This is a genomic window from Yimella lutea (assembly GCF_006715095.1).
Classification (GTDB): Bacteria; Actinomycetota; Actinomycetes; order Actinomycetales; family Dermatophilaceae; genus Yimella; species Yimella lutea.
Window position 1 is genome coordinate 3,303,122 of the sequence record NZ_VFMO01000001.1, and the last position, 16,044, is coordinate 3,319,165.

The following is a 16,044-nucleotide window of genomic DNA, read 5'->3' on the forward strand; positions in this document are numbered from 1 at the left end:
GGTACCGACAGCATCACCGTGCCCCGCCAGGTCTTGACCGAGTCTTGAACCTCGACTCAAGCAGCGAGCGCCGCGGTCAACACCAGGACGGCGCAAACGACGAGCAACGCGCCCCAGAGCAGACGGGTCTGGCCCGGCCGATCCGGCAACACCGGTGGATTCTCCGCGCGGGGTTTGGCGTACGGCGAGTCGAGCTCCGGACGAGGCGGCGCCGCCTGATCGAAGGGCGCACCGTCACGAGCACGTTCCCAACGCCTGATCATCATGACCTGGCGACGGTGCTCGCTCCACGTCCTACGGTCCCGCCCGGCCGCGACGAACAAGGCCAGCGCGGCGCCGGCAAGCACCGCCGCGACGAGAAACAGGATCATCCGCTGATCACGGTCAGCGCAGCGCCTGGTCGAGGTCGGCGATCAGGTCGTCGACGTCCTCGATGCCCACGGACAGTCGGATGAGGTCGCCGGGCACTTCCAACTCGGTGCCCTTGACACTTGCGTGCGTCATGCGTGCCGGGTGCTCGATCAGCGACTCGACCCCGCCCAGTGATTCGCCGAGCGTCCAGATCTTCGTCCGTCCGATGGCGTCGACGGCGTTCTGTTCGCCACCCTCGAGCTGGAAGCTGATCATGCCGCCGAACCGCTTCATCTGCCTGGCCGCGATGTCGTGGCCGGGGTGGCTGTCGAGGCCCGGGTAGTGGATGTGGGTGACGTCCTCGCGGGTCTGCAGGTAGTCGACGATCTTCTCGGCGTTGGTGCAGTGCTGTTCCATTCGCACGGCGAGTGTCTTCAAGCCGCGCAGCACCAGCCAGGAGTCCATCGGTCCTGCCACCGCTCCGAGCGAGTTCTGATGGAAGGCAACCTTTTCGGCGAGCTCGTCCTGACCCTTGCCGACGATCAATGCGCCGCCGACGACGTCGCTGTGACCGCCGGCGTACTTGGTCGTGGAGTGCATCACGACGTCCGCGCCAAGCGCGAGCGGCTGCTGCAGGTAGGAGGAGGCGAAGGTGTTGTCGACGACCAGCAGTGCACCTGCTTCGTGGGCGACCTGCGCAACGGCCGCGATGTCGGCGATGCCCATCATCGGGTTGGTCGGGGTCTCGATCCAGATCAACTTGGTGACGCCCGGACGGATCTCGCCACGGATCGCGTCCGCCTGACCCACCTTGGCGAGCGAGTAGTCGACGCCCCACCGCTTGACCACCTTGTCGACGAGGCGGAAGGTGCCGCCGTATGCGTCGGTCGGGATGATCATGTGGTCACCGGGCTGCAGCACGGCCCGCATCAGGGTGTCCTCGGCGGCCAACCCCGAGGCGAACGCGAAGCCGCGCGAGCCGCCCTCGATCGCGGCGAGACAGGTCTCGAGCGCGGTGCGGGTCGGGTTGGCGGAGCGGGAGTACTCGTACCCCTCGCGGAAGCCGCCCACACCGTCCTGCTTGTAGGTGGACGTCTGGTAGATCGCCGGGGTGACGGCGCCGGTGCGGGGGTCGGGTTCCGAACCGGCGTGGATGGCGCGGGTGGAGAAGCCGTGCTGCTCGTTGGTCATGGTCCCAACCCTACGACCGCGATGGATGACATTCCGAGTCCTCCTGGCGTACCGTCACACCCAGGAGGGGCATCGGGCCTCCGCCTCGGGCAAGGGGGGTCAGACCATGTTCTGGATCATCGTTCTTTCGGTCATAGCCGTCGTCCTCATCGGCGCGGCCGTCTACGACCGGGTCAACTCCGACAACAACTGGAAGTCCCGCGGCCACCTGCGTCAGAATCTCCGTAGGGGCCCCCGCATCGACGGCGACCGTGACGGCGCACGGCTGGCGTCGGCCCACATGCACAAGGTGTATCAGAACAACACATTCGGCGGCTCCGGCTCGGGCGGCCACGGCGTGTGATCGACACATGAGCACAAACAGCGGGCGGCCCGTTCGGGACCGCCCGCTGTTCTTGCGTCCGGCGCGTCTCACAGCGCCGCGTGCAGCGCCTTCCAGTCGATGCCCTTCGGCGCACGGTCGACGATCGTCTGCAGCAGGCCGAGGCGGGCGGCCTTGAGCGCCTCGTCGTCGGCCATCACCAGGATCTCGTCGAAGAAGGTGTTCGCCGGGTCGACGATCGCCTTCGCATCGGCGAGCCAATCGACGAGGCCGTCGCCCGCGTGGTCGGGCAGGGCGTCGACCCGGTCGGCGAGCGCCTTCTCGGTGTCCTCGACGAGCACGGACCGGTCGTAGGCACCGGTGGTGCCGGCCGGCACGATCCGGGTGATGCGCTGGGTCACCTCGACCAGGGGCGCGAACCCGTCGGTCGCACGCACGGCCTCGATGTCCTTGAGCGCGAGCTCCGCCTTGCCGGGGGCGTCCGCGAGCGGTGCGACGGCGTCGACCAGCCCGGCCGAGATGCCCTCGTCGCGCAACTGCTGGTGGAAGCGTCCTTCGACGAATTCCTGTGCTGCAGCGACCGATTCGTCACTGACGTCGACACCCTGGGTGCGCAGACGGGCAGCCGCGGCAGCGAGGCCGGCGCTGATCGTGATCGCACCGACGCCGTCGACTCCGCGCAGGATGCTCGCAACACCGAGTGCCGCACGACGCAACGCGAACGGGTCGGACGATCCGGTCGGCTTGGCGCCGATCGCGAACATGGCGGTGAGCAGGTCGAACCGGTCGGCGAGCGCCAGCAACGCTCCCGGCACCGAGGTGGGCAGCGGGCCGCCGGTGGTGCGCGGCAACTCCATCTCCCACAGCGCCGAGGCGACCTCGGGGGTCTCCCCCGCCTTCGCGGCGTACTCCTTGGCCATGAAGCCGGCAAGCGACGACAGCTCGACGACCATCTGCGACGAAAGGTCGAACTTCGCGAGTTCGCCTGCCCGGGAAAGCGTTTCGCGGCCCGAGGCGTCCAGGTCGATCGTCTCGGCGAGCGCCGCCGCGACGTCCTTGATGCGGTCGGAACGGTCGGCCATCGAGCCGAGGCGGTCTTCGAAGGTGAGCTTGGAGATGCCCGCGCGCAGTTCGGTGAGGTCGACCTGCAGGTCGGCGTCGTAGAAGAACGCCGCGTCTTCGTAGCGGGCCCGCAGCACCGACTCGTTACCGCCGCGCACCACGTCGTCGTCGCAGTCGCCGTTCGCCATCGTGATGAAGTACGGCATCAGGGCGCCCGACGCGTCCCGCACCGGCAGGTAGCGTTGGTGCTTGCGCATAACGGTGGTGAGGATCTGCTCGGGCACCCGCAGGTAGCGCTCCTCGAACCCACCGAGGATGCCGTGGGGCTGCTCGACCAGGTTGGTGATCTCGTCGACGAGCGCCCACTCGGCCTCGAAATCGACTGTGCCGCCGACAGATTCAGCAAGCCGGGTGGCCTGCTCGACGACCGACGCACGCCGGGCCTCCGGGTCGAGCACGATGCCCTTGTCGCCCAGCAGCGTGGTGAGTTCGGCAGCCGACGCGACAGGCACCAACGCATTGGGGTCGGTGCGGTGCACGTAGGTGGTGCGGCCGGTGCGCAGCTGCGAGATCTGTGCGGGCACCAGGTCGGCGCCCCACAGCGCGACGAGCCAACGCACCGGACGGCTGTAGGTGAGCTCCGGGTCGCTCCAGCGCATGTTCTTGTCGGCGCGCAGCGAGCCGACGACCGCCTCGACGATGCCGCCCAGCACCTCCAGCACGTCACGTCCGGGCTGCTGCACCTTCACCGCGACGTGCTCGGCGCCGTCGAACTCCGCGCGCACCAGGTCGGCGACGTCGACCTTCTGGCCACGCGCGAAGCCCTCGCAGGCCTTGGTCGGGTTGCCGTCTGCATCGAACGCGGCGGCGACCTTCGGGCCCTTGCGCAGGGTCTCGGCGTCGGGCTCGTGCGCCGACACCGAGGCGACGGTGGCGACGATGCGGCGCGGGGTGCCGACGACGGTGATGTCGCCGTACTCCAGGCGCGAGGCCGCGAGACCGTCGGTGACACCGGTGCGCACCTGCTCGATCGCCTGGCCGACGACGTGCGGCGGGAGTTCCTCGACGCCGACCTCGAACGCGAAGGTCTGCGGCTGGTCGGAGCTGACTTTCGCCGCCGACGTCTCGCCCTCGCTCGGCGGCATGACTGCCTGGCCGATGACCATCTGCGGGGCCTCACCCTTCAGCAACGGGTGGCCGAGTTCGGCGCGGCGGTCGGTCCACAGGGCGCCGGCCTCGCGGGCGAGCTTGCGCATCAGCGAGAAGGAGCGGGCGCGCTCGGTGGTCGAGACGGCGCCGCGGCTGTCGAGCACGTTGAACGCGTGCGAGCTCTTGAGCACGTACGTCCATGCCGGAACCGGCAGGCGCTCGTCGATCATCCGCTGCGCCTCGGAGGTGAAGTGGCCGAACAACTCGCGGTTCGTCGCCACGTCGGCGGTGTCGAGGTAGTAGCGCGACATCTCGTACTCGTTCTGCCCGAACGCCTCGCCGTAGGTGATGCCCGGCGCGTACTGCATGTCCTTGAAGTGGGATACGCCCTGCAACGCCATCATGATGCGCTCGATGCCGTAGGTCAGCTCGACACTGACCGGTTCGAGGTTCTGGCCCACCACCTGCTGGAAGTAGGTGAACTGGGTGACCTCCATGCCGTCCAGCCAGACCTCCCACCCCAGGCCCCAGGCGCCGATGGCCGGCTGCTGCCAGTTGTCTTCGACGAAGCGGACGTCGTGCGCGTCCAGGTCGATGCCGAGTGCACGCAGCGATTCCAGGTAGAGCTCCTGCGGGTTGCCGGGGTCGGGTTTGAGGATCACCTGGAACTGGGTGTGCGTCTGCAGTCGGTTGGGGTTCTCGCCGTATCGGCTGTCGTCGGGGCGCACGGACGGCTCGACGTACGCCACCCGCCAGGGCTCCGGTCCGAGGACCCGCATGACGGTAGCCGGGTTCATGGTGCCCGCCCCGACCTCGGTGTTGTACGGCTGGACGACCATGCAGCCACGGTCGGTCCAGAACTTCTGCAGCGTCAGGAGGGCTTCTTGAACGGTCAGCACCGCCCAAGGTTATCGAGAGTTTCCGGCGTCCCCGACCACCACCGAGTGAGATCGAGTTCCCACACCTGCAGAACGCCCTGCCGCTCGTACCCGAGGTCGGCGTTGACGGCCAGCATGTGCCGGTTATCGTCGGCGTTCCACGTGCGGACGCGGCTCACTCGCGGCAGTTCGTCCATCAGCGCGAGTGCCGCAGCAGCCTTGAGCCGCAGACCGAGTCCATGGCCCCGAGCTTCACGCAGGACCAGGGTGTCCTGCTGGTAGGCCAGTGTCGGGGTCTCGCGCGGCGCTTCAACCTGGGTGAAACCGGCCATCTCCTCGCCCTCGAAGGCGACCGCGACGACGACGTGGCGCTGCGCTTGCTTGGTCGCCCAGTCGAGGTTCTCGCGCACTCGCTCCGGCGTCCAGGCCTCTTCCTCCGTGGTCATGTCACCCTGTGGGGCGTCGGTGCTCATCCGCTGTTCGAGAATCGCAAGGCCCGGCAACCATTCGTCCGGGACGTCGTCGACGCGCCACTCGACCCGGAACGCGGCAGCATCCTCGATCCCCTCACCGGCCGCCAGCCCGGCCAGCCGATCACGGTCGGCAGGCAGCGGCATCGCGCTGCGGAATAGGGTCTGGACATTGCTGAATCCGAACCGCTCGGCGAAAGCGGGGCCGACAGAGACTTCTGCGTCCGTCGGGGTTTCGGTGTCGACCTGCACGGTCGTGCGTCCGGCCTCGCCGATCCGTCGCAGCACGTCCTGCGCCAGAGCCATGCCGACACCCTTCTTGCGGTGATCGGGATCGACATGCAGCATCAACAATGCAAGGTGTTTGTTGTCATGGGCCGGCATCGCCACGGCCGCCATGCCGATCACCGCGTCGCCCTCGACGGCGGCGAGGTCGATGAAGGTGTGTTGGGTACCGCGGCGTCGCCCCCGCACCTCACCCAGGCTCCAACCGGAGTGTTCACTGCCCCAGACAGCCTCCCCGCTGCGGGTCTGGACGTCGATCCAGTGCTGAGCCTGCTCGCCGGCGCCGAACAGGTCGATCTCACGCACCTCGAAAGTCATGGGTCGATCCTTTCCCGGGTCCGCCAGCAGGCACAACCGAGTATTGCGAAACTGCGGACAGGAAGTTCGACGCTCAACTACTCTTGAACAGCGGGTCTGACGGCCCGCTCCGAAGAAGACGGTGACGATCCGCACCGGGCGCGGCACCGCGTCCGCCACGAACCAGTACTTCGGCAAGACGACCCAGTACGTGTGGAACAACACCGGCGACACTGCTCGCCTGGTGAACTCCCGTGGTGCAGTGACGCACCGCTGCACCTACACCAAGGCGCTCTCCGGGATGAAGTACTGCTGAAGCGACAGCGCGCTCGAACGAACCGCCCGGGAAGGTTCCCGGGCGGTTCGTCGTTGTGTCGGACATGATCTTCGGTTTCGGACGCCCCGCCACCATGGTCACCGCCGAACACGCACTGCCCGGCCGTGACAGCGAACTTCCGGGAATCCCGGAGACACACGAGGTGCTCGGCACGCCTCTTCGTGGCCCCTGGCCCGACGGCACGCAGGTGCTGTACGTGGCGATGGGATGTTTCTGGGGAGCCGAACGGATCTTCTGGAAACTGCCGGGCGTGGTGACGACGGCCGCCGGTTACATGGGCGGCTTCACGAAGCACCCGACGTACGAGGAGACCTGCACCGGACGCACCGGGCACACCGAAGCCGTGCTGGTCGCCTACGACCCCGCACAGACTTCACCCGAACTGTTGCTCAAGGAATTCTGGGAGAATCACGACCCCACCACCGCCAACCGCCAGGGCAACGACGTCGGTACGCAATACCGATCGGCGATCTACTGGACGACGCCCGAGCAGCAGGAAGCCGCCGAGGCGACTCGCGACAGCTTCCAGACAGTGTTGAGCGACAACGGATTCGGCGAGATCAGCACCGAAGTGCGCAGTGCCGAGGACGCCGGCCCGTTCTACTACGCAGAGGGCTACCACCAGCAGTACCTGCACAAGAACCCCGGCGGATACTGCAATCACGGACCCAACGGCATGACCTGCCCAGTGGGCATCGTGCGTCAGGACCAGTTGCCCGCACAGTCCGATGTACTCCCGCCGGACGGACATCCGACCCACTGAAGTCGCGAAGAACAGGGTAGATCTGCCCATTCCCTTTGACGGGCTCTAGGAGCATCCTGGAACCGGCGCGGTATTCCCGCTCCGAATTCTCAAGGGGAGGCACCATGAAGAAGAAGTTCGGCATTGCTGCTTCGGCAGTCGCACTGGCGGCCACGGCCGCCATCTCACCCATCGGCGCAGACAACGCGCAGGCCACCGCCTGCACTGCACCGTGGGGCTCGCTGGCGAAGACCTCTTCGCCCATGACCACACGCCCGGTCACAGGGGTCCGGGTCGGTCAACACGGATGCTTCGAGCGGATGGTCATCGACCTGGGCCGCGGATCCGGCAACACCGGCTACGACGTCCGTTACGTCAGCAAGGCGGTCGTCGACCCGAGCGGCCAGGTGCTGCGCCTGCGGGGTGGCGCCGTCCTGCAGGTCATCGCGAAGGCACCGGCGTACACCACGTCCGGCGTTCCCACTTACCGCCCGGCGAACCGTATGGAAGTGGCCAACGTCGCCGGTTGGTACAACTTCAAGCAGATCGCCTACGGGTCCTCCTTCGAGGGCCAGACGCAGTTCTTCATCGGACTGCGCGGACGCCTGCCGATGAAGGTGTTCGTGCTCAACGACACGGACGGTGGCCAGCGACTGGTGATCGACGTCGTCAACAGTTGGTGAGCCGCTGAAGCAACTCCAAATGCACGAGGGAACGCCGCAAACGGCGTTCCCTCGTGATTTGCCGTTCCCTGACGCCAGCTGGAATGGCCCATTTGGCAACCCGTGGGGTGGCACCTGGTCGAAGAACGGACCCGAAGAATCGACTGCCGCGGATCCTGAGCAGCATCCGCCCGGCAGCAAGCTGAGGCTTTGCTCAGCGGCGCCGCGAAGTGCCGCGCGTTAGGCTCGTGGAATGAAGATGAGCGACGCCCTGGAGAAGGCATTCAACGACCAGATCACCCTCGAGTTCGAAGCATCGATCGTCTACCGCCAGCTCGCGATCGAGATGGACGAGATGGATCTTCCCGGTATGGCAGCGTGGCTGCGCCACCAGGCCGATGAGGAGATCGTGCACGCGAACAAGTTCATCGACCACGTCGCCGACCGCGACAACGACGCGAAGATCGGCACCATCCCCGCACCGCAGGTGCAGGTGCAGACGGTGCTGGACGCGTTCGAGGCCGCGCTGAAGCACGAGCAGCGCGTCTCCGATTCGATCCGCGACCTGTACCGGGCGGCCGAGAAGGAGGGCGACCTCGACTCCCGCCCGCTGCTCAACTGGTTCCTCAACGAGCAGATCGAGGAAGAGGCGACGGTCAGCGAGATCGTCGGACGAGTGAAGCTGATCAATGACGACGGTCCGGGACTGCTGCGCCTGGATGAGGAACTCGGCAAGCGCCCGACCGAGTCCACCGAGGCCTGATCGCACATACGAAAGGCGCCGTTCCCGGATCCGGGGACGGCGCCTTTGCGTTGGGCTCAGCGCGACGATCAGTCACCTTGGCAGCGGTCAGCGCCTTGGTCAGTTCGGCGCGGGCCTGCGCTTCGGTGCTTGGTCTGCGAGGAGGTGAGCGGCGGCTGGCTCGACCATGGGAAGTCGATCCAATGATCGGTGTACTTCCACACATAGTCGCAGTTGACGATCGTGCGCGATTTCTCGTAGATGCACGCGATCTTGGACTCGGCCACGTGGTCGGCGACGAACTCCTGCACCAGCTTCAGCGTCTTGCCGGTGTCGGCCACGTCATCGACGACAAGCACCTTCATCCCTGACAGATCCACCGCCGCAGGTGTGGGCGGCAGCATGATCGGCACGTCCAGTCGCTGATCGACGCCGGTGTAGAACTCGACGTTCACCACCGACACGTTCTTGATGTCCAACGCGTACCCGAGGGCGCCGCCGAACGGCAGACCGCCACGCGCGATCGACAGGACGAGGTCCGGTTCGAAGCCGGAATCGACCACATTCTGGGCGACCTCGCGCACCGCACGCCCGAAGTCTTCGTAGGTCAGCACTTCCCGCTCAGCAGCCATGTGTAGATCCTGCCGCATGCCGTCCCGAACGTGTGCACCGGCCACTTGCATATATCGAACATGTGTTCGATGCTTGATGGATGACCACGACCCTTCCGGATCGACTGGAGACGATCGCTGCCCTACGCAGCGAACTGCACCGCGCACAGCCGGCCGGACAGTCGCTGCCCACCCATTCCGCCCTGACCGAACTGGTCGGGCCGGGACTACGAGTGGGCACCGTTCACTGCATCACCAACTCGACAAGCCTGGGCATCGCTTTGATGGCCGGCGCATCCGCCGCCGGATCATGGTGCGCCACAGTCGGTTTCCCGGATCTGGGCCTGGAGTGTGCGGACGAGTGGGGCGTCGACCTGGAACGTCTTGCCCTCATCCCACAAGTACGACCCGAGCAATGGCTCGACACCGTCTGCGCGCTGATCGAGGCGATCGACGTTGTCCTCGCCCGCCCTGCTCCACCCCTCGCACCCGGGTTGCGCAATCGACTGCTCGCCCGCCTGCGCCACCGGGGCGCGACCCTGCTTGTTGCCGGCGCTTGGCCGCAGGCGACCAGCACCTTCGAGGTGACCGCCGATCGTTGGCACGGGCTCGAACACGGCCATGGCCACCTGGTGAGTCGCGAGTTGACGATCTCGTGCACCCGCGGCCACCGCACCACGAGCGCCACCGTCCAGTGGCCACCACCGCACCGTCGGTGAGATCTTCCGCGACATGAGAAGTGGCCCCGGGAGAACCCCGGGGCCACTTCATGCGATCACGACAGCTCAGTGGTTGTCGCGGCCGTCCTTCAGGTCGCGAGCCTTGTCCTTCGCCTTGTCGGCAAGGCCGCGGTTGTCGTCGCGGTCACCGTCGACACCACGACGGCCGTCCTCGTCGACGACGACTTCCTCACGGCCGACCTCGGCGTCGACGCGGCGCTCGTCCTGGACCTTGTTGGTCTGCAGTCCGACGCGCTCCTTGTCGACGACCTCCTTGTCGACCACCGGACGCTCCTCGGAGAGGGTCACCGACACCTCGTCGTCGCCGAGCTTGCCGCCACGGCTGCCGTCGCCATCGGTGATCGGCTCACGGACGACCTCGAACTCCTCGCGCTCGACCGGCACGGTGACGGTCTTCTGCTCGGTGACGACGTGCTTGCGCAAGCGGACGCGGCCGGTCTCGACACGCTCCTTGCCGACCTTGAGCTCCTCCTCGCGGCGGACGACCGAGTTGTCGTCGCCGTCGAAGCCACGTCGGTCGCGGTCGCCGGTGTCGGGACGGTCGAGGTCACGGTCGACATCTCCGCCACGGCCGGCAACTTCACCAGCAGCACCGGCAACACCCAGGCCGTCACGGTCGCGGTCGCCGTCATTGCCGATGCGGCCGTCATCCACACCGCCGGCGCGGCCACCGTCGAGCTGGTAGTAGCGGTAGATCTCGTCCTGCTCCTGCTCGGACAGGTGACCGTCGGCGTCGACGTTCGGCGCGTCCTTGATGAAGTCCTTGGTGTACGGGACACGCAGGTCGTCACCGTCGTTCTGCGCCATGTCCAGCGGAACGAAGGTCTCGTTGTTGCCGAAAAGCCCGGTCTTCACCGTCACGAAGGTGGGGCGGTCGGTCTCGTCGTCCAGGTAGACCTGGCCGATGGAACCGACCTTGTCACCGTCCTGGTCGACAACGTTCTGGCCGTGCAGCCGATTGATGTCAAGCGTCATGAACTACAACCCCTTCAAGAGATGTTGGTTGAGACTTCCTGCTCTCCCAAGACTGTTCGCTGAACAGTCACATCTCATTTGTGTCATGCCTGAGGACGAAGTGGGGGCTTGCGGAGCGACAGATTTTCTGATTGATGTCCCACCTGCCCGCGACTCACCGCGCTTGCCTAGTTCGTACACATGTTCGATACTCGATGGATGACCGCGTCCATCCCACTCAGCACACGCCCCGCGCGTGCGCTGGTCGTGTGGTGCCCGAACTGGTCGATCGAGGCGGTACGCCGCTCGATGGGAAGCGCCGCCCCGTCGGCCTTCGCACTGGTTCGGGCCGGCCGGCTCGTCGCGGTCTGCGAGACCGCGGCCCAGGAAGCCGTGACCGTCGGCCTACGGGTCCGAGAAGCGCAGGTACGGTGTCCGAATCTTGTTGTCCTGCAACATGACCCGGCACTCGACGAGCGACACTTCGCGCCGGTTCTACGTGCGGTGGAGAAGCTCGTTCCCCACATGCAGGTGCTGCGTCCAGGCACAATCGCGATGCGTATCGCCGGTGCTTCGCGTTTCTACGGCAGCGAGGACGCCGTGGTGGAGAGCCTGTTCGACCAACTGAGCGACACCGACGTCCCCGACGCCCGGATCGCAGTCGCCGAAGGACTCTTCGCAGCAGAGCAGGCCGCGTACGCGACGACACCCGAACGCCCGTTCGTCAACCTGTCCGCCGACGACACCCACCGCTTCCTACGCACCCTGCCGGTCGAGGCCGTCGCGCAGGAGGTCGATCAACTTGACCTGGCAAAAACTCTGCGCCGCATCGGTATTCGCAACCTCGGCGCGTTCGCTCGACTGCCTCGACAACAGGTTCATGCACGCTTCGGCGAGGGTGGCCTGCGCGCCCACCGACTCGCGAGCGGGCAGGACGCTCCTTTGTTGCGCACATCCCCGGTGCCCACCGATCTTTCGGTACGTGCGGTCTGCGACCCACCGGCCACCGACACCACCACCATCACCCACTGGGTACGCGTTCACTGCGAGCAATTGACCGAGCGCCTGCGCCGTGCCGGACAGGTCTGTCACGAGATCCGTGTCGAACTGCGCACCGAGGCAGGAGTGGTACACGAACGCCGGTGGCGGCACACCTGGCCCTTCGGAGTCGACGACATGGTCGAGCGGGTCCGGTGGCAACTAGACGACTTCGACGCCGAACAGCAGACCCGGTTCGACGCAATCAGCTCCGTGGCCGTCGCCGCCGAATCTCCCACGGCTGCAAGCGAACACGCTCAAGGCCTCTGGGGAGAACGCCCCGACCGACACATCGTCCATGCACTCACCTCGCTGCAGCACGAACTCGGTCACTCGGGCGTGTGCAGTGCGACGTTGGTCGGCGGACGGTTGCTGCACGAGCGACAGGCGATCCGTCCGTGGGGTGATGCCGCTCCGGCCCAAGCCCGGCTGGAGCAACCCTGGCCGGGCACCGTCCCGGGCCCGGCACCGGCCACCGTCTTCCGACGAGCCCGCCCCGCAGAGGTGAGCACGGACGACGGCGAGGCGGTCGGGGTCGATTCGCGCGGCAACCTTTCCCGTCCGCCGACCCACTGGCGGCCGGCCCATGATCGGTCTCCCCGGCGCCGGATCGTCGCATGGAACGGACCCTGGCCGCTGCGTCAGCATTGGTGGCAAAAACCGTTGCAGGTCAATCGTTTTCAGATCATCGACGACGCATCCCAGGCGTGGTTGCTGATCGCCGCACCGAACGGCTGGTGGATCGAGGCTCGCTATGACTGACCTACGCAGGTTGTGGTGGTGAGGGATGGGATGGAACAACCCGCCGATCCCGTGGTCGCAACTGGAGCAGGCCCTCTCTCACGGCGTCCGCCCGCAGGTGCGGCAGGAGTTGGTCGCCGACGGTGGTGACGGGCCGGCGTTCTCCCGCAAACGTGCCAAGTTCACTCCGGCCAGGATCGACCGCCCCGACGTCGTCGTGCCCTACGCCGAACTGCATGCCCACTCGCACTACAGCTTCCTGGACGGTGCCTCCTCGCCCGAGGATCTCGTCACCGAGGCGGTGGCGCTCGGGCTGCACGGGCTCGCACTCACCGACCACGACGGGCTGTACGGCATCGTCCGGCTCGCCGAAGCTGCCGAGAGTTACGGCGACCTGATCACGATGTACGGAGCCGAGCTGTCGTTCGGATTGAGCGCACCGCAGAACGGCAACGCCGATCCGGAAGGACATCACCTCGTCCTGATCGCCGATGGCGTGGAGGGGTACCGGAAGTTGGCCACCGCCCTCACCGACGGTCACCTACACCCGGAGGCGGAGAAGGGGCGCCCGGTGCACGACCTCGCCCGCATCGCGAGCATCACCTCCGGGTCAAGTTTTGTGCTGACCGGATGCCGCAAAGGCCTTGTCCGGCAAGCACTTTCGCGAGGTGATGAAGGCGCTGCCATGAGCGAACTCGAGCGTCTGGCCGAACTCTTCGGTCACGATCGCGTTCTGGTCGAACTCACCGATCACGGTGATCCGAGTGACGGTCCACGCAATGACCGACTGGCCGATCTGGCTCGCCGGTGCCGACTCGACGTCGTGGCGACCAACGCCGTCCACTACGCCTCACCGGAGAACTACCCGCTCGCAACAGCCGTCGCGGCCGTTCGCGCACGGCGCAGTCTCGACGATCTCGACGGCTGGTTACCCGCGTCCGACCAGGCTCACCTGCGCAGCGGGGGCGAGATGCAGCGACGGTTCGGTCGGTTCCCCGGTGCGATCGAGCGCACCGTCGAGATCGCCGACCAGTCCGGCTTCCGGCTCCGTGCAGCGACCCCACGTCTGCCGAAGCAGGACGTACCGGCCGGACACACGTCGATGAGCTACCTGAGACAACTGGTCGAAACCGCTGCGGCACAAAAGTTCTCGCCGATGTCGGCCGAGGTGCGCCAGCGGCTCGACAAGGAACTCGACGTCATCGAGGCCAAGGACTTCCCCGGCTACTTCCTGATCGTCCACGACATCGTCACCTTCGCCCGTGGCGAAGGCATCCTGTGCCAGGGCCGCGGGTCGGCGGCCGCGTCCCTGGTCTGTTACGTGCTGGGCATCACGGTGATCGACCCGATCTTCTACCGGCTGCCGTTCGAACGCTTCCTGTCCGAACTACGCGAAGAAGCACCCGACATCGACATCGATTTCGATTCCGGACGACGCGAGGAGGTGATCCAGTACGTCTACAGGCGTTATGGCCGACGCAATGCGGCGCAGGTGGCCAATGTCGTCACCTATCGTCCGAAGAACGCCGTCCGCGACATGGCAAAAGCTTTGGGGCACAGTCAAGGTCAGCAGGACGCATGGTCCAAGCAGGTCGAACGGTGGGGCGCCGACATCAGTAGTGCCGACCACGACATCCCCCTACCGGTAATCGGTCTGGCGCAACAGGTGCTGACCTTCCCGCGGCACCTGGGCATCCACTCCGGTGGCATGGTGCTCACCGAGCGACCGGTGGGTGAGGTGTGCCCGATCGAACCGGCCCGGATGGAGAACCGCACCGTCCTGCAGTGGGACAAGGACGACTGCGCGTGGATGGGACTGGTGAAGTTCGACCTGCTCGGCCTGGGCATGCTGGCCGCGCTGCAGTACACCTTCGATCTCGTGCAGGAGCACCTGGGCGAGCAGTGGCACATCGAGACGCTGCCGAAGGGTGAACGCGGGGTCTACGACATGCTCGCCCGAGCCGACTCCATCGGCGTCTTCCAGGTCGAGAGCCGCGCTCAGATGGGCACCCTTCCCCGCCTGAAGCCCCGCTGCTTCTACGACCTCGCGGTCGAGATCGCGCTCATCCGTCCCGGCCCGATCCAGGGCGGCGCCGTCCACCCTTACATCCGCAGGCGCACCGGCGAGGACGAGATCACCTACCCACATCCGTTGGTGAAGGACGTGCTCGAACGCACCCTCGGCGTCCCGTTGTTCCAGGAGCAACTGATGCAGATGGCGGTCAGCGTCGGCGGCTGCTCCCCCGCCGACGCCGACTTGCTGCGCCGGGCGATGGGTTCCAAGCGCGGGGTGGAACGGATCGACGCCCTGCGGACCCGGCTCTATGAAGGTATGTATGCCAACGGCATCAGTCCCGAAGTGGCCGACGAGATCTACAACAAGATCGAGGCGTTCGCCAACTTCGGGTTCGCCGAGTCACACGCGCTCAGTTTCGCGGTGCTGGTCTATGCCAGTTCCTGGCTGAAACTGCACTACCCCGCCGCCTTCCTCGCCGCCCTGCTGCGCGCGCAACCGATGGGCTTCTACGCACCGCAGACTCTCGTCGGTGACGCCCGCCGCCACGGTGTGCAGGTGCGTCCGCCGCATCTGCACCGCTCCGATGTGTACGCCGGACTCGAACCGATCGACGACTCCATCACCTCCCCCGCCTCCCCCTCCGGACTCCCCGACTGTCTGTGCGACCACAGCGAGGACGACATCGGACTGTTCGACCCGAGCCGGCCCGACGACACCGCCGAGCACCGGCGTGATGCCCCGTTCGCCGTACGGCTCGGGTTCGACGAGATCAAGAACCTCGGCGAGGCAGCCGCCGAACGCATCGTCGCCGCCAGGCAGAAGGACGGCGAGTTCACCGATCTGGCCGATCTGTCCCGCCGGGCGGTGCTGGACGCCGACCAACTGGAGGCTCTGGCGCTCAGCGGCGCGCTCGATTGCATCGCCGGCTCGCGGCGTGATGCCCTGTGGCGGTCCGCGGAGGCGGCGACCGTCCGCGAGGGCCAGTTGGAGTTCACCGTGCCCTACCAACCACCGCTGCTCCCCTTGCTCACTCCGGGCGAGATCCTGCAGCACGATCTGCAATCGACCGGCATCAGCCCGAACGATCACCCGATCCGGCACAACCGGGAGGCGTTGAGCGCCAGAGGAGTTCGACCGATCGAGTCCTGCCGGACGGTCGAGTCCGGACGCCGGATCGAGGTGGCCGGCGTCGTCACCCACCGGCAGCGTCCGGCCACCGCGAGCGGCATCACCTTTCTCAACCTCGAGGACGAGACCGGCCTGCTCAACGTGATCGTCAGTCGTGGCGTGTGGCACCGTTACCGACGGATCGCTCGCACGGCGCCCGCCATGGTCATCCGCGGCATCCTCGAAAGTTCGGCCGCCGACGGTATGGCGATCACCAATCTGGTCGCCGACCGGCTGGAACCGCTCACGATCAGCGTGCGTACCGGGTCGCGCGACTTCCGTTGAACA

14 protein-coding genes are annotated in these 16,044 nt (G+C 66.6%); 8 read left to right on the plus strand and 6 right to left on the minus strand.

Translation table 11 applies throughout. The features are described 5' to 3' along the window. Positions 1–56: 56 nt before the first annotated feature. On the minus strand, positions 57–371 hold the full coding sequence (locus tag FB459_RS15870) for a hypothetical protein (RefSeq protein WP_129625978.1): 315 nt from the start codon (positions 369–371) through the stop codon (positions 57–59). 13 nt (positions 372–384) lie between these two features. After that, complete coding sequence (locus FB459_RS15875) at positions 385–1,542, minus strand: cystathionine gamma-synthase (protein ID WP_129625979.1); 1,158 nt, start codon at positions 1,540–1,542, stop codon at positions 385–387. A 106-nt stretch (positions 1,543–1,648) separates the two neighbouring features. Here FB459_RS15875 and FB459_RS15880 point away from each other — a divergent pair, with 106 nt between their 5' ends. Then, positions 1,649–1,885, plus strand: coding sequence for a hypothetical protein (locus FB459_RS15880; RefSeq protein WP_141929185.1), 237 nt, complete (start codon positions 1,649–1,651; stop codon positions 1,883–1,885). A 68-nt stretch (positions 1,886–1,953) separates the two neighbouring features. Here FB459_RS15880 and FB459_RS15885 read toward each other — a convergent pair whose 3' ends face one another. Both FB459_RS15885 and FB459_RS15890 read right to left on the minus strand, forming a co-directional pair. After that, complete coding sequence (locus FB459_RS15885; protein ID WP_141929186.1) at positions 1,954–4,974, minus strand: glycine--tRNA ligase; 3,021 nt, start codon at positions 4,972–4,974, stop codon at positions 1,954–1,956. After that, the gene (locus tag FB459_RS15890; protein ID WP_141929187.1) at positions 4,968–6,026 is read right to left on the minus strand and encodes a GNAT family N-acetyltransferase; all 1,059 of its coding nucleotides are present in this window, start codon (positions 6,024–6,026) and stop codon (positions 4,968–4,970) included. Before FB459_RS15890 ends, FB459_RS15885 begins: the two co-directional genes overlap by 7 nt. 121 nt (positions 6,027–6,147) lie before the next feature. On the opposite strand from FB459_RS15890, the gene FB459_RS17460 reads away from it, so the two are divergent. The 4 genes from FB459_RS17460 to FB459_RS15905 all read left to right on the plus strand — a co-directional run bounded on the left by FB459_RS17460 (position 6,148) and on the right by FB459_RS15905 (position 8,509). Beyond that, positions 6,148–6,321, plus strand: coding sequence for a lamin tail domain-containing protein (locus FB459_RS17460; protein WP_170221971.1), 174 nt, complete (start codon positions 6,148–6,150; stop codon positions 6,319–6,321). Between the two features lie 64 nt (positions 6,322–6,385). Next, entirely contained in the window at positions 6,386–7,105 is a 720-nt protein-coding gene (gene msrA, locus FB459_RS15895; RefSeq protein ID WP_246092495.1) for a peptide-methionine (S)-S-oxide reductase MsrA, read from the plus strand. A 104-nt stretch (positions 7,106–7,209) separates the two neighbouring features. After that, positions 7,210–7,767: an AMIN-like domain-containing (lipo)protein gene (locus tag FB459_RS15900; protein WP_141929188.1), complete on the plus strand. Its 558-nt coding sequence runs from the start codon at positions 7,210–7,212 to the stop codon at positions 7,765–7,767. A gap of 232 nt (positions 7,768–7,999) precedes the next feature. Continuing rightward, on the plus strand, positions 8,000–8,509 hold the full coding sequence (locus FB459_RS15905) for a ferritin (RefSeq protein ID WP_129625985.1): 510 nt from the start codon (positions 8,000–8,002) through the stop codon (positions 8,507–8,509). Between the two features lie 68 nt (positions 8,510–8,577). Here the strand turns inward: FB459_RS15905 and FB459_RS15910 are convergent, their stop codons facing one another. After that, positions 8,578–9,120 (minus strand): phosphoribosyltransferase, encoded by a 543-nt coding sequence (locus tag FB459_RS15910; RefSeq protein WP_141929189.1) that lies wholly within the window; start codon positions 9,118–9,120, stop codon positions 8,578–8,580. Between the two features lie 80 nt (positions 9,121–9,200). Between FB459_RS15910 and FB459_RS15915 the strand changes: the two genes are divergently transcribed. After that, on the plus strand, positions 9,201–9,818 hold the full coding sequence (locus FB459_RS15915; RefSeq protein ID WP_129625987.1) for a hypothetical protein: 618 nt from the start codon (positions 9,201–9,203) through the stop codon (positions 9,816–9,818). 66 nt (positions 9,819–9,884) lie between these two features. Here the strand turns inward: FB459_RS15915 and FB459_RS15920 are convergent, their stop codons facing one another. Next, on the minus strand, positions 9,885–10,814 hold the full coding sequence (locus tag FB459_RS15920; RefSeq protein WP_129625988.1) for a DUF2382 domain-containing protein: 930 nt from the start codon (positions 10,812–10,814) through the stop codon (positions 9,885–9,887). Between the two features lie 198 nt (positions 10,815–11,012). Here FB459_RS15920 and FB459_RS15925 point away from each other — a divergent pair, with 198 nt between their 5' ends. Both FB459_RS15925 and FB459_RS15930 read left to right on the plus strand, forming a co-directional pair. Continuing rightward, positions 11,013–12,593 carry a DNA polymerase Y family protein gene (locus FB459_RS15925; RefSeq protein ID WP_170221972.1) on the plus strand — a complete coding sequence of 527 codons (1,581 nt, stop codon included), beginning with the start codon at positions 11,013–11,015 and terminating at the stop codon, positions 12,591–12,593. A 25-nt stretch (positions 12,594–12,618) separates the two neighbouring features. Then, a complete protein-coding gene (locus FB459_RS15930) occupies positions 12,619–16,041 on the plus strand; it encodes an error-prone DNA polymerase (protein WP_129625990.1) in 3,423 nt (1,140 codons plus the stop codon). Positions 16,042–16,044 lie beyond the last annotated feature (3 nt).